This window comes from Streptomyces sp. DH10 (assembly GCF_029813805.1).
Classification (GTDB): Bacteria; Actinomycetota; Actinomycetes; order Streptomycetales; family Streptomycetaceae; genus Streptomyces; species Streptomyces coeruleofuscus.
In genome coordinates, this window is record NZ_JARVKU010000003.1 from 438,281 (window position 1) to 454,024 (window position 15,744).

At 69.3% G+C, this 15,744-nt stretch carries 13 protein-coding genes and 1 pseudogene; 11 read left to right on the top strand and 3 right to left on the bottom strand.

Going from position 1 to position 15,744, the window contains the following annotated elements; translation table 11 throughout:
- Positions 1 to 44: 44 nt before the first annotated feature.
- Positions 45 to 152 (bottom strand): annotated as a pseudogene (locus tag QC385_RS08940) (FHA domain-containing protein); the annotation flags it as partial.
- 1,357 nt (positions 153 to 1,509) lie between these two features.
- Here QC385_RS08940 and QC385_RS08945 point away from each other — a divergent pair.
- Both QC385_RS08945 and QC385_RS08950 read left to right on the top strand, forming a co-directional pair.
- Positions 1,510 to 1,965, top strand: coding sequence for a hypothetical protein (locus QC385_RS08945; protein ID WP_279540701.1), 456 nt, complete (start codon positions 1,510 to 1,512; stop codon positions 1,963 to 1,965).
- Positions 1,966 to 2,288: 323 nt separating this feature from the next.
- Entirely contained in the window at positions 2,289 to 2,426 is a 138-nt protein-coding gene (locus QC385_RS08950) for a hypothetical protein (RefSeq protein WP_279540702.1), read from the top strand.
- A gap of 28 nt (positions 2,427 to 2,454) precedes the next feature.
- Here the strand turns inward: QC385_RS08950 and QC385_RS08955 are convergent.
- Together QC385_RS08955 and QC385_RS08960 are read right to left on the bottom strand one after the other, a co-directional pair.
- Positions 2,455 to 3,272, bottom strand: a protein-coding gene (locus tag QC385_RS08955; RefSeq protein ID WP_279540703.1) for an IS5 family transposase whose coding sequence is annotated in 2 segments (ribosomal slippage) — positions 2,455 to 2,930 and positions 2,930 to 3,272 — 819 coding nt in all. Because the reading frame shifts where the segments join, the coding sequence is not laid out codon by codon here.
- A gap of 178 nt (positions 3,273 to 3,450) precedes the next feature.
- Positions 3,451 to 4,056, bottom strand: coding sequence for a hypothetical protein (locus QC385_RS08960; RefSeq protein ID WP_279540704.1), 606 nt, complete (start codon positions 4,054 to 4,056; stop codon positions 3,451 to 3,453).
- A gap of 272 nt (positions 4,057 to 4,328) precedes the next feature.
- Here QC385_RS08960 and QC385_RS08965 point away from each other — a divergent pair, with 272 nt between their 5' ends.
- The 9 genes from QC385_RS08965 (at position 4,329) to QC385_RS09005 (ending at position 15,722) form a co-directional block, all read left to right on the top strand.
- Entirely contained in the window at positions 4,329 to 5,183 is an 855-nt protein-coding gene (locus tag QC385_RS08965) for a bifunctional methylenetetrahydrofolate dehydrogenase/methenyltetrahydrofolate cyclohydrolase (RefSeq protein ID WP_059423424.1), read from the top strand.
- Between the two features lie 352 nt (positions 5,184 to 5,535).
- Positions 5,536 to 6,000 (top strand): DUF3017 domain-containing protein, encoded by a 465-nt coding sequence (locus tag QC385_RS08970; RefSeq protein ID WP_279540808.1) that lies wholly within the window; start codon positions 5,536 to 5,538, stop codon positions 5,998 to 6,000.
- Between the two features lie 379 nt (positions 6,001 to 6,379).
- Positions 6,380 to 7,636, top strand: coding sequence for a helix-turn-helix domain-containing protein (locus QC385_RS08975; RefSeq protein WP_279540705.1), 1,257 nt, complete (start codon positions 6,380 to 6,382; stop codon positions 7,634 to 7,636).
- Between the two features lie 359 nt (positions 7,637 to 7,995).
- A complete protein-coding gene (locus tag QC385_RS08980) occupies positions 7,996 to 8,985 on the top strand; it encodes a malate dehydrogenase (RefSeq protein WP_279540706.1) in 990 nt (329 codons plus the stop codon).
- 215 nt (positions 8,986 to 9,200) lie between these two features.
- Entirely contained in the window at positions 9,201 to 10,916 is a 1,716-nt protein-coding gene (locus QC385_RS08985; protein ID WP_279540707.1) for a hypothetical protein, read from the top strand.
- Positions 10,909 to 11,286, top strand: coding sequence for a hypothetical protein (locus QC385_RS08990; RefSeq protein ID WP_336621280.1), 378 nt, complete (start codon positions 10,909 to 10,911; stop codon positions 11,284 to 11,286). The genes QC385_RS08985 and QC385_RS08990 overlap by 8 nt, the downstream gene beginning before the upstream one ends.
- Before the next feature lie 218 nt (positions 11,287 to 11,504).
- On the top strand, positions 11,505 to 12,155 hold the full coding sequence (locus QC385_RS08995; RefSeq protein WP_279540709.1) for a hypothetical protein: 651 nt from the start codon (positions 11,505 to 11,507) through the stop codon (positions 12,153 to 12,155).
- A 411-nt stretch (positions 12,156 to 12,566) separates the two neighbouring features.
- Positions 12,567 to 14,087, top strand: coding sequence for an aldehyde dehydrogenase family protein (locus tag QC385_RS09000; RefSeq protein ID WP_279540710.1), 1,521 nt, complete (start codon positions 12,567 to 12,569; stop codon positions 14,085 to 14,087).
- A 102-nt stretch (positions 14,088 to 14,189) separates the two neighbouring features.
- Positions 14,190 to 15,722, top strand: coding sequence for a GMC family oxidoreductase (locus QC385_RS09005; RefSeq protein WP_279540711.1), 1,533 nt, complete (start codon positions 14,190 to 14,192; stop codon positions 15,720 to 15,722).
- The last annotated feature ends 22 nt before the right edge of the window (positions 15,723 to 15,744 follow it).

Sequence of the window (15,744 nt, forward strand, 5' to 3'; positions counted from 1 at the left end):
TGACCGTCCTCGCGTGCGGGGGCGAAGCGGTGGGCACGGTCGTCGGGCGCGGACCGGCCGGACATGAGGCGTTCGCCGGGCGCGAGTCGGATCCGGCCGCGGTCTCGCTCGTCCTCCGTGGTCGGCGGAGGTACCACGATGATGCTGTACAAGGTGCTCTCCCCGTGCCTGACGGCTATGCACGTCAGACTAGGGCGACGCACCAGGGCCGTGCCCCCCTCGAACGGGTGAGACACGGCCCTTGGAAGTGAATGGCGTGAACTGGTCCGGTCGACCTGGCCCGTTCAGTACCGGGCGGTAGGGGACCTGGTCGACGGGCAGCGGGACGTCTGCAGCCAAGCAGGCAGGCTTGGCAGTCGGCGCGGCCAGTCGCTTGGGTACGGCCTAGATGTGCTCGCCACCATGTAGATCCCGTTCGGGGCTGAAGCCGCTGAAGTTTCAGGAGGCGCTTGCGCGGTGATTGCCGCCAGCCCCGCGACAGGATCCGTGATGGCTGATGGAGAGGCCGGTGTCGTGCACGGACCGGCGAAGTGAGAGTCGTTCGCCGGGCCCGCCCGGGTGCTCTTGGCGTTCGCCGGCATCGATGCCGAGCGGGTCTACAAGGTTGCCAAGCTCAGGCGACGCGGGCAGCGAAAGGCGAATGGTGCGGTGCAAGCCGTCGCACCACCGTGACCTGGACTCACAGCAGCCAGCGGACGTGCAACGGCAAGGGCGCACCACATCTCTGGACAGGACAAAGAATTTCAGGACCGACATGTCCCTTACGCGGGTGCACGGAAAAATCAACGCATCGGAGTCGAGTGTTTGAGGTTTTTTTGAGATTCGGCGAGCGTGCGTGAGCGGTCTGCAATGCCAGCTCATGACGTACTGCATCGTCTGATGTTGGGAACTTGCGTGATGCACCGAAAGCGCGTATTAATAGAGGCGCAGCGCCTGACCGAATGCAGCAAGACGCGAAGGCGTGCGCGCGCAGCTTCCTGACCAGTTGCTGTACGGATCAAAAGGGGGATTTTGTGAAAGCGGGCCAGTGGGATGATGACCGTCCCCAAATGCGCAGCGGCTTGAGTATTGGTGACGATTCGCCTTCTGTCGCCAACGCCGTGATCCTCACTGCCTAATGCCGGGCGCTGAGCTCGTGTCGGAATTAGGTTCGCTACCGCCGGTATGCACGGCGCATAGCCGTCCGTGTGGGCGTGACGCTTCGTGCTGGCACTGGGCTTTTTGAGCCCAGCTGTGTCGGCAGTGGTGGAGCCGCGAGCCGCAGTCGTGACTCGCGAAGATGTGACACGCGCCGTGCTGAAGTGGCCTATCGGCCGTCGCGGGAATGCCGACCACTGTTAGAGGCGCACAGTAGCTGTGGTGATGTGTGCGTAGGGACGCATTGTGACACTGCAATTTTTCTCCGGCTGACCGCTTAACATCTCACGCTCTTCTTGACTGTACGAGCGCGCTTGCGTCACGTACTGACGCGCGGTGTGCATTCGCTTGAATCAACGGGAGAATAAGTAAATGAGTAAGTTCCGCTTGCGTGGATCGATGGCCACTGGTCTTCTCGCCGCCGTGGCAATCGGCGCCTTCACTGCTGCGCCAGCACAGGCGACTGGCAACGCGACGGCTGAAGTTCGGACTACGGCCGCGGCGAACGTCGCAACTGTCATGGCCTCGGGTAAGGTCACAGTGCCTTCCAACTACGTCTACAAGCCGAGCAAGGGCAGTCTGCACGATTACTGCACCAGCTCGCCCGACAGCTGGAACAAGGCGGATTTCCGTGGCCCCTGCGCCCGGCATGACCTGTGCTACGCCAAACCTGGCAACCACAAGAAGGCATGCGACGCCGTCCTGAACACCCAGATGACGCAAAACTGCTATTACGCTTACGGCTCGGCGAATCCCCTGCGCTACACGTGTGTCGCGATAGCCGCCGGCTACTACAGTTCGGTGGTGGGTTTCGGTGACGATCACTGATCAGCCTAGGCCCTGTCGGGTTGTTCCGGACTCCGCTGGCTGCTTGAAGTGCCAATTCGGGCCGTGTGACAGCTCGCATTAGGGGTGTCCGCAACGCAAGGGAGCTCCGGTCAGACCGGGTGACCTCTCGGGTCGCCCTGCTGACCGGAGCTTCCGCGATTGGACAGCCTGCAGGTTCTGTATGAACGAGTCGCCCTTCAGACGCTCCATGACTTGGCGTGACAGAGGGAAAGCTACTGTGGGCGTCCTGGGCACTCGATCCCTGCCCGCTTCCCCCCCATCAAGCCGCCGGCTGAGCCCGGCAGCGAGGAAGCAAGGAGCGCGTGGAGCCTGAGCATCAGCCCGACCGGCTACGACTCGGCGCTCGGTACGTTCAACTGCCCATGCTCTCCGTCATGAAGCCCTTCTCCCTTCCCCGCGTGGACGCCTTGGCACTGTCCAACAAGAAGCTGTTGTCTTGAATGAAACTCCGGCCATTTAGACGGTGTCCTACGTGGTGAGGCGGATGAGTCGCTTGTAGCAGCACAGGGCTGCGGCGAGTCCGAGAAAGGCCAGGTAGTTCCGGGGATTTCGCTCGTAGCGGTGGTTGAGTCGTCGGTAGCCGCTCAGCCAGGAGATGGTCCGCTCGATGACCCACCTGCGGCGGCCGAGTCGTTCGCTGGACTCGATGCCCTTGCGCGCGATGCGTACGCCGATGCGTTTGCCGCGTAACCATTTCCGCACGTGAGGGACGTCGTAGGCCTTGTCGGCGTGGAGGCGCTGGGGCTTGAAGTGGCGGCCGCGGTGGGGGTCGTGTCTCGTTTGGTGACCGGCCATCATCGGCTTCAGCGCTTCGCTGTCGTGGACGTTGGCGGCTGAGACGCCGACGAGGAGGGGCAGTCCGTTCGCGTCCGACAGGACGTGCATCTTGGAACCCGGCTTGCCCCTGTCCACGGGGCTCGGACCTGTGAGTTCGCCCCCTTTTTAGCCCTCACGTGGGCGGAGTCGAGGACAACGCGGGTGACGTCGATCAGGCCGGCGTCGTCGAGTCGGTGCAGCACGGCTTCGTGCAAGCGGCCCCAGACGCCGGCCCTGGACCAGATGAGGAACCGTCGGTGAACAGTGGACTTCGAGATGCCGAAGCACGGCGGCAAGGCCCGCCAGGCACAGCCGCTGACCAGCACGTAGATGATGGCTGCGAACAGCGTCTCATCAGGCGTGTCCTGTGTTCCGCCGCCCTGCGGCCGCACCCTCGACGGAGGAATCAGCGGCTTCGCGATCTCCCACAGTCCGTCCGGAACAATCCAACTCCACGTACCCCGCCCCATACCGAGGTCAACGACCCCTCACCACGTAGGACACGGTCTTAGGCCAGGTTGATCAAGCGACGCATGGTCCAGGGTCATGTCTCGCCGGACAAGGGAAAAGAGGGCCCCCGGTGGTGCGCCTTTGCGCGCCAACCCGTCACTGCAGGGCGCGTTGACGCACTCACAACTGTCGGCGCGGTCAGTAACGCGGGCGGTTGAACCAGGCGCTGCCCTGCTTGCCTGCGCAGAAGACAATGATCAGGATGCCGACGGCAAGGCTGAACAGGGCGAAGACGTTGGCTCCGAAAAGGCTAAGGACGCTGAACAGCGTGACCACCGAGCCGTAGACGATCGCTGAAACGCGCACGCCACCACGGCCGGTGGAGAACTTCACGCCGGTGAAGATTGCCCAGAAGGCGAAGGCAAGCACAATCACACCGAGGACGATGATCACGCCCGCGCCCACATTGGCGATGGTGTCAGCGTCCTGGGAGGAGACGCTGGCATCGGACGAGACAGCGTCTTCGAAGGCGTCGGCGAACATGGAACTGGCCACCATCATCAGCACACCGCCCAGCGCTTGGAAGCCACCCAGCACGAACATCATCACGCGGGCCGCTTTCACCGAGCCCGGCATCGTCGTCGGCGCGGCGGGCCCGCCGTAGGGGGACACCGGAGGGGCCTGCGGGTAGCCGTAACCGGGGGCCTGCCCCTGCTGCTGCGGGTAGCCGTAGCCCGGCTGCTGCGGCTGCTGCGGATGTCCCTGGGGAGCGCCGTAGGGGTTGTTCGGGTCGCCGTAGCTCATGGGGGCTTTCCTCCGTTGGTCCGAGTGCGGGGACGACGCGTGGCATCCGCGGAGGAAAGTTCTTCAGATTGCGGCCGTCCCCCCGTTGAGCTGCCCGCGGCACTTGTCAGGTCATCGTTCTTCACCACTGACGGGCTTGTCCAGCCGCATTCCCCATGTGTTGTGCAAGTGCAACATCACTGATCATGGGCGGATACGGGAGGACGGACCCCGCGGTGCCCGGATTGCGGCCGGATTGGAACCGCGGGCGGGTCATCCGCGAGGATGGGGGCATGACCGCCCAGATTCTCGATGGCAAGGCCACCGCAGCCGCGATCAAGTCCGACCTGACCGCCCGCGTGGCGGCGCTGAAGGAGAAGGGCGTCACGCCCGGCCTCGGCACGATCCTGGTCGGGGACGATCCCGGCAGCCAGAAGTACGTCGCCGGCAAGCACCGTGACTGCGCGCAGGTCGGCATCGCCTCCATCCAGCGCGAGCTGCCGGCCACGGCGACGCAGGAGGAGATCGAGGCTGCCGTCCGCGAGCTGAACGAGGACCCGGCCTGCACGGGTTACATCGTGCAACTTCCGCTGCCCAAGGGCATCGACGAGAACCGCATCCTGGAACTCATGGATCCGGACAAGGACGCGGACGGCCTGCACCCGATGAACCTCGGCCGTCTGGTCCTGAACGAGCCGGCCCCGCTGCCCTGCACCCCCAACGGCGTGCTGACCCTCCTGCGCCGCTACGGCGTGGAGATCAAGGGCGCGGAGGTCGTGGTGGTCGGCCGGGGTGTGACCATCGGCCGGCCGATGCCGCTGCTGCTGACCCGGCGCAGCGAGAACGCGACCGTGACCCAGTGCCACACCGGCACGCGTGACCTGTCGGCGCACCTCAAGCGCGCGGACATCATCGTCGCCGCGGCCGGTTCCGCCCATCTGATCCGCGCCGAGGACGTCAAGCCGGGCGCGGCCGTCCTGGACGTCGGTGTCTCCCGCAGTGCCGAGGGCAAGATCGTGGGCGACGTCCACCCCGACGTGGCCGAGGTCGCGGGCTTCATCTCCCCGAACCCCGGCGGAGTCGGCCCGATGACCCGCGCCCAGCTGCTCGTCAACGTGGTCGAGGCGGCGGAGCGCAGTGTCGGCTGAACGGGACGCGGGGAGCGCGGACAGCGCCTCGGGTGCCGGGAGCACGGAGAGTGCGTCGGCCGTCCGGAGCGTGCGGGACGATCAGGGTGCCCCGGGCGTGCGGGACGCCCGGAGTGCCCCGGCCGCCGTTCCGAGCGCCGCCGGAGTGTCCAGCGGCCGGAGTGCCCACAGCGGCGCGGGCGCGGAGGGCACTCAGGCCGGCGGGGGTGCGCGGGCCGGGCAGAGCGAGGCGGAGGCGCAGGGTGCGCGCGAGGGTGACGCCGGCCCGGGGGTGCGCGACGGTGACGCCGACCCGGGTGGGCGCGACGGTGACGCCGACCCGGGTGGGCGCGACGGGGACGCCGACTCGGGCGTGCGGGTGGAGGGCGACGATCTCACCGTGCGGGATCCCGTCAGCGCGCCCGATGCCGAGGGGCGCCCGCGGCGGGTCACCCGGCGGTTTCCCTTGTTCACCAAGGACACCGCGCGACCCGAGGGCGGTGGCCGGGCCGCGCCCGGGGACGCGTTCGCGCCGGCGCGGCAGTGGCCCGTCCTCGCCGTGCTGGGGCTGGTCGGACTCGGACTGCTGGTGACAGCGTTCGGTCAGTTCCGGGTCGGGACGCTGCTGATCGGCATCGCCCTGCTGGGCGGTGGCGCGATGCGGTGGCTGCTGCCGGGCGTCGGTATGCTCGCCGTCCGCTCCCGGTTCACGGACATCGTCACGTACGGCGTCATGGGCCTGGCGATCGTCCTGCTGGCGCTGATGGCGCAGCCCAATCCCTGGCTCCAGCTCCCGTTCCTGAAGGACACGCTGCACTTCACGGTCACCAGCGAGTGACCGGACGGCGGTCCGTCCTCTCCCCCGAGGAAGGACGGACCGCCGTCACGGCCAACCCTCCTGCACGGCGAAGAGCCTGTTCAACGGCTGTCAGTGCGCTGTGGCACGGAAGTGACGGTTCCGGTACTGGTTCCGGTACTTCCTCCGGCAGATTCGGCACGAACTGGTGCAACCACGGGGTTGGCATGGACAATCGGGACGGTCCAGGGTGTATCGCGCGCGGCTCCTATGCTTCTGTGCGCCCCCGCTCAGGGAACTGAGATCCTGAGTGGACGCATCCCTGTGGGTAGCCAGAACGAGGACTCGGCCAAGGCCGCCGACGCGCGAGGCGAACAGCGCGGGTAATAACAGCACGTACCGGGGGGAAGAGGGGGACGCAATGCCTCGTTGGAGGGCCTTGCCGGATGAGCTCGATCCACAGATCAGGGAGTTCACCAGCCAGCTGCGCAGACTCGTGGACCGCAGTGGTCTGAGCATCGCGTCGGTGGCGGACCGCACGGGCTACAGCAAGACGTCGTGGGAGCGTTATCTGAACGGCCGGCTGCTCGCGCCCAAGGGCGCGATCGTGGCGCTGGCCGAGGTCACGGGGACCAATCCGGTGCACCTGACCACCATGTGGGAGCTCGCCGAGCGCGCCTGGAGCCGCTCGGAGATGCGGCACGACATGACGATGGAGGCCATACGGATCTCCCAGGCGCGCGCCGCGCTCGGGGAGTTCGGCGGGCAGGACTTCGGGACTTCCTCGGCCGGCTCCACCGGCTCCACCGGCTCCAAGGGCGACGGCAAGTCGGCCCGCAGAAGCGGCAGCGCCACGGTCACGCCGGGGATCGCGGGCCCGGCAGGCGTGGTTCCGACCGTGCCGCCGCAGCCGGCGGCCCCCGAGGTGCAGGACTCCACCGGCAGCGGTTCGACCGGCGTCAACTCGTGGGGAGTGGCCGGGTACCAGCGCCCTGCCCAGGGTCGCGGGCGCACCGCAGGTCCGGGAACCGGCTCCACGCCCGCTTCGGGTTCCGGCACCGTCCGGCCCCCGGGCGCCGGGGCGGGCTCGTACGGCACATCGCCCCAGGACGCCGTCCCGGCGGGTGCCGGTGGGGCCGGTGACGCTGGCGGTTCTCCGGGTTCCAGCGGTTCTCGTGCTCCTGGCGGCAAGCGGCGGACCGCGACGTTCCTCGCGGGTGTCGTGGGCGTGCTCGTGGTGATCGCCGGTGCGTTCTACCTCACGGGTGGCGGTGGCGACGACGAGGCCAAGGGCGGCACCAAGTCGCCCACGCCGACCGCCAGCACGAACCCGGATCTGCCGCCCGGCGTGAAGTGCAGCGGCGACAGTTGCACCGGCAAGGACGCGGAGAGCATGGGGTGCAGTGGTGACCTGGTGACCACGGCCCAGACCGCGACCGTCGGCACGACCGTCGTCGAGGTCCGCTACAGCGACACCTGCAAGGCGGCCTGGGGCCGTATCACCCAGGCGGCACAGGGCGACGAGGTCCAGGTCAGCGCGGGCAAGGCGAAGCAGACCGGGAACATCACCGTCGCCGGCGACTCCATCGCGTACACCCCGATGGTGTCCGTCAAGAACGCCGCCGACGCCAAGGCCTGCGCCACACTCGCGTCCGGCCGGCAGGGCTGCACGGAGTAGGGGCGCCCCGGCTCCGGCTGCCCCGGGTATCAGGGTTCCCGGCAGCAGAACCTGTCGGGGAAACGAATTCCGGAGAGGGAGGATTGCCCGGCGGAATCGGGGGCAGGCGAACCGTACCCCCACGGGAGTCCGGCTTGGTCGGTTCCCCCCAGGCGGCCGCCTTCGTCCACCTCTCCCGGACGGGCGGCCGCCTTTTGTGCGGGTGCGGGGTGAGTTGTGGGGTGGGCCACACCGACCCGGCCGTCCGGGATCCCGGATGCGCGATAGCCTGACCGCTGGATGGATCTCTTGACGCCAAGAGATCGATCAAACGTCCGGGGCAGGGACGCCCCACCGCCAGCTGTCATACGGAGAACGCCATGACCCGCACTCCCGTGAACGTCACCGTCACCGGCGCGGCCGGCCAGATCGGTTACGCCCTGCTCTTCCGCATCGCCTCCGGTCAGCTGCTCGGCGCGGACGTGCCGGTGAAGCTGCGCCTGCTGGAGATCACGCCCGCCCTGAAGGCGGCCGAGGGCACGGCCATGGAGCTGGACGACTGCGCGTTCCCGCTCCTGGCGGGCATCGACATCACGGACGACCCGAACGTCGCCTTCGACGGCGCGAACGTGGGCCTGCTCGTCGGCGCCCGCCCCCGCACCAAGGGCATGGAGCGCGGCGACCTGCTGGAGGCCAACGGCGGCATCTTCAAGCCGCAGGGCAAGGCGATCAACGACCACGCCGCGGACGACGTGAGGGTCCTCGTCGTCGGCAACCCGGCCAACACGAACGCGCTCATCGCGCAGGCCGCCGCGCCCGACGTACCGGCCGAGCGGTTCACCGCGATGACCCGTCTGGACCACAACCGCGCCCTGACCCAGCTCGCGAAGAAGACCGGCTCTGCGGTCTCCGACATCAAGCGGCTCACCATCTGGGGCAACCACTCCGCCACCCAGTACCCGGACATCTTCCACGCCACGGTCGCCGGCAAGAACGCCGCCGAGGTCGTGAACGACGAGAAGTGGCTGGCCGAGGACTTCATCCCGACCGTCGCCAAGCGCGGCGCCGCCATCATCGAGGCCCGTGGCGCCTCGTCGGCCGCCTCCGCCGCCAACGCCGCCATCGACCACGTCCACACCTGGGTCAACGGCACCGCCGAGGGCGACTGGGTCTCCATGGGCATCCCGTCGGACGGCTCCTACGGCGTCCCGGAGGGCCTGATCTCCTCCTTCCCGGTCACCTGCAAGGACGGCAAGTACGAGATCGTCCAGGGCCTGGAGATCAACGAGTTCTCCCGCGCCCGGATCGACGCCTCCGTCAAGGAGCTCGAGGAGGAGCGCGAGGCGGTCCGCGGCCTCGGCCTCATCTAGCCGACGGGTCGACCACCCCAAGACGGCAGGCGCCGGTCCGGGAATCCGGACCGGCGCCTGCGGTCGTTCTGCGATGCTCCCGTGGTGTATACGGGGAACCGGTGCACAGCTTGCGCAAGCGCGGTACCAGTGCCGCCGCGCTCCCCTTATGCTGTCTTGTCACACACGGCAATTGCGCCGTGACGTACGGTCGTTCGTACCTCGGGGGAGCATTGTTGACGCAGACGCCCCAGTTACCGCGGCAGCCGCAGGCCGGTGTGCCGGACGAGCCCCCCGTGCCGCCCGGCGCGAGCGAGGCGACCCGGTTGATGTGCGCGGGCACCTACTCCGACGCGGCGTACCGCGACGCGGTCATCGATGAGCTGTACGTGCACGAGGAGCGCATCGTCGCCCCCTCCCTCGGCTTCGACGCGGCGCGTGTCCTGGCCCATGCCCTGCGCGCACGCCGGATGGAGCTGGGGTGGGCGGGCGCGATCCTGGCGCTGTGGCTGGTGGGCCTCCCGCTTTCCGGGTTCTCGCTGCTCTCCTTCCTGTTCTCCTACCTTCTGCTCACGGCCGCCTCCTGGATCCGCGGCCCCAAGAGACGACCGCCCTGGTACCGGCGGGTGCCTGCCACGGCGATGCGCTGGTGGGGCATCCTCACGCTGATCGGCTTCCTGGGCGCGACGGTGCAGGCGGCCTTCGGCGGGGGAGACCAGGTGTTCTCCGCGGTCGGCGCGGCCTTGATGCCCGCGGGTGTCCCCGGGTCGACCGGTGGGATCACCGCGCCACTCCAGGCGTGGGCCGCGCTCATCGTCCTCGGGCTGGTGGCGGGGTGCGTGGCGGCGCAACAAGAACAGTTCGCCCGGACGCTTGGGCAGGAACTGCACCCGTCGCGGTTCGGCGACATGGCCGCCGACCCGGCCGAGCACTTCACGGGGCGGCGCTTCCAGCGGCTGCGGGAGCGCATCCGCACCGAGCAGCGTTCACCACTGGTCATGTACCAGGGAGCGCACCCCTTCTGCGGTGCCGGGCAGGCCCATGACACCTGGACTCTCGCGGTGGAGCTGCGGCCCGACCCGGACCGCACTCAGCCGCCGCTGCCGGTCAACAACCGGGTGATCCTGGACAAGGTCCACGAACTGCTCGCCAGGCTGCGGCTGCCCTCGCCGCACGCGGGCGACGCGGTGCGGGACCGGCTGCGCGCTCTGGAGCTCGACGAGTGCGTGTTCCTTCCGGTGGCCGGGTTGCCACGCCGGGACCTCGCGCCGTACGACCCGGACGCCTTCCTCGCGCACCGCACCGAGGCGGTCGAGGAGGGCGGCGAGTCACGGCGGCACTTCCTGCGCGCCAGGGTCGGCGGCTGGGAGGAGGAGGTGGTCACGACCGTCTTCGTCCGCGTGCACACCCAGGGCGGGATGCTGATGCTGGAGATCGCGCCGCACGTCCTGCTTCCGGTGCGCGCCGACTTCGAGAACGCGGACCGCGTCGCGCACCAGTACCGGAACAACACCCCGCTGGGCAAAGCCGTGTGGGCTCTGGCGCACACGCCTCGCTCGGTGATCGAGGCCATCGCGACACTGGTCCGCGGCGCCTCCCTGGCCTTTCGGACCCAGACCGCCGGCTATGGCGGGGCGCTGCCCGACGGTCCGGCGCGCTCGGTCCGCGAGCTGGCGTCGGGCGAGGCGGCCTCGCTCTTCCAGGACATGGACGTCAGCCGCTATCTGAAGTCGATCCAGGACCGCGTCGCCCAGGGCGTGCGACAGGTGCTGAAGGAAGCGGGTTACCGGACAGACGAGTTCGCCCAGAAGATCGTGAACGTGAGTGGCGGCAGCACCCTGATCGAGAACGTGAAGGGGTCGTTCGCCATCGGCGACAACAACGTCGTCACCCACAAGGCGCCGGGTGTCGTGGGCGCGTCGAGTACGGGGGGAGCAGATGGGAATGGCTGAGGAACGGAGCGCCGGGCGAGGCGACATCACCATCAGCAACGTCAACGGATCGTTCGCCATCGGTGACAGCAACACCATCGTCAGCCGGACAGACGTGAGCGCTCCGCAAACGGACGCCCAGCAGCAGGAGTTGCTGCGGGCCGTGCGCGAACTCCGCGCCGACCTCGACCGGCTGGTCCAGAGCGAGGGGACGGCCGCCCTGGACGTCGAACTCGCCGGCGCCCAGGCCGAGATCGAGGCGACCGGTCGGGCCGGCGAGGGCCGGCTCGCCCGTCTCCGGCAGGCTCTCGCGGACGCGGGCGCGCTGACCGGACTGCTGGCCTCCGCCGCGGCGGTGGGTCAGGCGGTCGGCGCGCTGACGGGGGGCTGAGCGTGGCCGGTGAGGGCGAGGTGCGGTGGAATCCTCAGACGCAGCGCTGGGAGACCGGCGCTCCGCGGCGCCCGCACACCGCACCGCCGCCGCCCCGGCCCAAGTTCGAGCCGACGCCGGACTCCGCTCCCAGGGGCGAGACGACTCATGCACCCGGTCCCGGGCCCGGCCCTGGTTCTGGAGAAGACCCGAACAGGGGCGTCAGGAAGGTGGTCGCGGTGGTGTCGGCCGCCGTCCTGGTCGGCGCCGGGGCGGGGTTCGGCGGCTGGTATCTGGCGGACCGTGACGGTAACGGCACGCCCACCGCTGCCGCGACCACCTCCCCGACGGCGACCACCGGCGCCTCGCCGTCCGAATCCGTGCGGACCGCGCAGGGCACCTCCGCGTCCCCGTCGCCCAGCGAACCTCCGCCGGGTTACCGGAGCGTCTCGGAGGGGGAGTTCGACATCGTCGTACCGGAGGGGTGGCAGCAGCGGACGGAGCCGGGCGAGAACGGCGCCACCAAGTACTACTACGAGAAACCGGGCGGCGAACCACCCTCTCACCTCCTGGTCTTCAAGGTCACTGAGCCGGGCGCCACCCCGCTCGGCACGCTCGAGACGGCCGAGAAGGATCTGGTGCGGGCCAAGGAGTACCGGCGGATCGACCTGGGCCCGGTGCCGGACCCCAGGGGTGAGGCGGCAGAGCTGGCCTACTCCTACCGGAGCGAGAAGTCGGGAGCGGTGATGCGCAGCCACTACCGCGTCATCCATGCCGGCGAGACCCAGCTGTACGGCGTTCTGGCAACCGGCCCGGCCGATGCGCACCCCGAGCAGGGCGAAATCCTGGACACGGCGGCCGATTCCCTCTGCCTCGGCGGAGGGTGCTGAGAAGCGGGCCGCGCACACCCCGTCGTGGTGGAAGGGGAACTCCGTGCAGCCGCCCGCCCGCGGCGAACGCGTCGGCCCGGCGTTCCGCTCCTTGACCTCGACGCGTCCGGCCGGGGGCGGCTCGACCGGCCGCAGCCGGTTGCCGTCCGGATGCACGCCCGTCCGGATGCACGCCCGTCCGGATCATCCCCTGCGTCCCGAGTGCCGACCGGAAACTTTCGACCTCGGGTGACGTCGGCGCCCCTGATGGGCGGGTATTTTGCGGCGCTTTGCCCGCATCTCCCGTGACACAGCCCACTTTCGGCCACCGATCGCGCATGCATCCGGGGGACCAGGGCATGCGCACTCGGTCTCTTAGTGACACATCTGTGACACAGGGGCGCTGATCAGGAACGGAAGGCGAAAGCGATCATGGCGGAAAGCAACGAGCTCCAGGCGCGCAGCACCATCCACGCGGGAGGGGAATGGCGTGCGGCCGTCTCCGGCGCCACGCGCGAGATCCTCGACCCCGCGGACGCCCTGCCGTTCGCCGTGGTCGCGGAGGGTGACGAGAAGGACACCGATCTGGCGATCGCCGCCGCCCGGCGCGCCTTCGACGAGGGGGAGTGGCCGCGGACGCCCGCCGCCGAGCGGGCCGCGCTGCTGCGCCGCGTCGCGGATCTGCTCGTGCGCGACCGCGAGCAGCTCGGGCTGCTGGAGGCCCGTGACGCGGGCAAGACCGTCGAGGAGGGCCGCGTCGACATCGACTGCGTCGCCGACGCCTTCCGGTACTTCGCCGACCTGGTCGCGGCCGAGAGCCCGGGCCGGGTCGTGGACGCCGGCTCGTCCGACATCCACAGCGTCGTCGTGCACGAGCCCATCGGCGTCTGCTCGATGATCACGCCCTGGAACTACCCGCTGCTCCAGGCCAGTTGGAAGATCGCCCCGGCCCTGGCCGCCGGCAACACCTTCGTCGTCAAGCCGAGCGAGATCACCCCGATGACGACCATCGCGCTGATCGAGCTGCTCGTCGAGGCCGGACTGCCCGCCGGAGTCGCCAACATCGTCACCGGGCCGGGTCATTCGGTCGGCGCGCGCCTTTCCGAGCACCCCGACGTCGACCTCGTCTCCTTCACCGGCGGCCTGATCAGCGGCACCAAGGTGGCCCAGGCCGCCGCGCCCACGGTCAAGAAGGTCGCCCTCGAACTCGGCGGCAAGAACCCCAACGTCGTCTTCGCCGACGCCTGCGCCACCGACGAGGGCTTCGACACCGCCGTCGACCAGGCCCTCAACGCCGCCTTCATCCACAGCGGCCAGGTCTGCTCGGCCGGTGCCCGCCTCATCATCGAGGAGTCCGTGCGGGACCGCTTCGTCACCGAACTCGCCCGCCGGGCCGAGAAGATCCGGCTCGGCCGGGGCACCGAGGACGGTGTCGAGTGCGGCCCGCTCGTCTCCGAGCAGCAGCGCGCCAAGGTCGAGATGTACGTCGAGTCCGCGCTGAAGGAGGGCGCGGTGCTGCGCTCCGGCGGCAAGCGCCCCGAGCCGTCCCCCGAGCGCCCGGAGAACGGCTACTTCTACGAGCCGACCGTCCTCGACCACTGCCACCGCGAGATGCGCGTCGTGCGGGAGGAGGTCTTCGGGCCGGTGCTCACCGTCGAGACCTTCCGCACCGAGGACGAGGCCGTCGCCCTCGCCAACGACACCGAGTACGGGCTCGCGGGCGGCGTCTGGACCACCGACGCGGGCCGCGCCCGGCGCGTGGCCGGCCGGCTGCGGCACGGCACGATCTGGATCAACGACTTCCACCCCTACCTGCCGCAGGCGGAGTGGGGCGGTTTCGGCAAGAGCGGAGTGGGCCGCGAGCTCGGCCCGGCCGGCCTCGCCGAGTACCGCGAGACCAAGCACGTCTACCAGAACCTCGCGCCGAAGCCGGTGCGCTGGTTCGCGGGCTGACCCGCACCCCTGACGGCATCCTCCGCACCTCGTTCCCCGGATCCCCGACTCCCCGCAGACCTCAGCCCCTTGGACCTCAGCCCCCACTGGAGTACCACCCCCATGCCCGATAACACCCACGAATTCGACTACGTCGTCATAGGCGGCGGAACCGCTGGTTCCGTCATCGCCTCCCGACTGACCGAGAACCCCGACGTCACCGTCGCCGTCATCGAGGGCGGCCCGAGCGACGTCGGCCGCGACGACGTGCTGACCCTGCGCCGCTGGATGGGCCTGCTGGGCGGCGAGCTCGACTACGACTACCCCACCACCGAGCAGCCGCGCGGGAACTCGCACATCCGGCACAGCCGGGCCCGCGTCCTGGGCGGCTGCTCCTCGCACAACACGCTGATCGCGTTCAAGCCGCTGCCCGCCGACTGGGACGAGTGGGAGGCCGCCGGCGCCAAGGGCTGGGGCGCGGTGCAGATGGAGGCGTACTTCGCGCGCCTGCTCAACAACATCGTCCCGGTCGACGAGAAGGACCGGAACGCCATCGCCCGTGACTTCGTCGACGCCGCACAGGAGGCGCTGGGCGTGCCGCGCGTCGACGGCTTCAACAAGAAGCCGTTCACCGAGGGCGTGGGCTTCTTCGACCTCGCCTACCACCCCGAGAACAACAAGCGGTCCTCGGCGTCGGTGGCGTACCTGCACCCGGTGATGGACGAGCGCCCCAACCTGACGATCTGGCTGGAGACCTGGGCGTACAAGCTGGAGCTGAACGGCAACCGCGCCGAGGGCGTGCACGTCCGCACCAAGGACGGCGAGGAGATCCTCGTCAAGGCGCGGGGCGAGGTCCTGCTGTGCGCCGGAGCCGTCGACTCGCCCCGGCTGCTGATGCACTCCGGCATCGGCCCGAAGGCGGACCTGGAGAAGCTCGGCATCCCCGTCGCGCACGACCTGCCGGGCGTCGGCGAGAACCTGCTCGACCACCCGGAGTCGGTCATCGTGTGGGAGACCGACGGCCCCATCCCGGAGAACTCCGCGATGGACTCGGACGCGGGCCTGTTCGTGCGCCGCGACCCCGAACTGCCGCACCCGGACCTGATGTTCCACTTCTACCAGATCCCCTTCACGGACAATCCGGAGCGACTGGGCTACCAGCGGCCGGAGTTCGGCGTCTCGATGACCCCGAACATCCCCAAGCCGAAGAGCCGCGGCCGGCTGTACCTCACCAGCGCCGACCCCGAGGCCAAGCCCGCCCTGGACTTCCGCTACTTCACCGACGAGGACGACTACGACGGCAGGACCCTCGTCGACGGCATCAAGATCGCCCGCGAGATCGCCAAGACCGAACCGCTGGCCGGCTGGCTCAAGCGCGAGGTGGCCCCGGGCCCGGACGTCACCGGTGACGAGGAGCTCGGCGAGTACGCCCGCAAGGTCGCGCACACCGTCTACCACCCCGCGGGCACCTGCAAGATGGGCGCCGCCGACGACGGGCTCGCGGTCGTCGACCCCGAGCTGCGCGTCCGCGGCCTGGAGGGCATCCGGATCGCCGATGCCTCCGTGTTCCCCACGATGACCACCGTCAACCCGATGATCGGCGTGCTCATGGTCGGGGAGAAGGCCGCCGAGCTGATCGGTGGTGGTTCCCAGTGACCGCGACCCTCGAACCCCCCAC

Bases quoted from the DNA above. Each gene is read 5' to 3' on its own strand.
- QC385_RS08975 (WP_279540705.1), top strand. From the start codon at position 6,380: ATGCCTCGTTGGAGGGCCTTGCCGGATGAGCTCGATCCACAGATCAGG.
- QC385_RS08945 (WP_279540701.1), top strand. From the start codon at position 1,510: ATGAGTAAGTTCCGCTTGCGTGGATCGATGGCCACTGGTCTTCTCGCC.
- QC385_RS08965 (WP_059423424.1), top strand. From the start codon at position 4,329: ATGACCGCCCAGATTCTCGATGGCAAGGCCACCGCAGCCGCGATCAAG.
- QC385_RS08980 (WP_279540706.1), top strand. From the start codon at position 7,996: ATGACCCGCACTCCCGTGAACGTCACCGTCACCGGCGCGGCCGGCCAG.
- QC385_RS09000 (WP_279540710.1), top strand. From the start codon at position 12,567: ATGGCGGAAAGCAACGAGCTCCAGGCGCGCAGCACCATCCACGCGGGA.
- QC385_RS08990 (WP_336621280.1), top strand. From the start codon at position 10,909: ATGGCTGAGGAACGGAGCGCCGGGCGAGGCGACATCACCATCAGCAAC.
- QC385_RS09005 (WP_279540711.1), top strand. From the start codon at position 14,190: ATGCCCGATAACACCCACGAATTCGACTACGTCGTCATAGGCGGCGGA.
- QC385_RS08960 (WP_279540704.1), bottom strand. From the start codon at position 4,056: ATGAGCTACGGCGACCCGAACAACCCCTACGGCGCTCCCCAGGGACAT.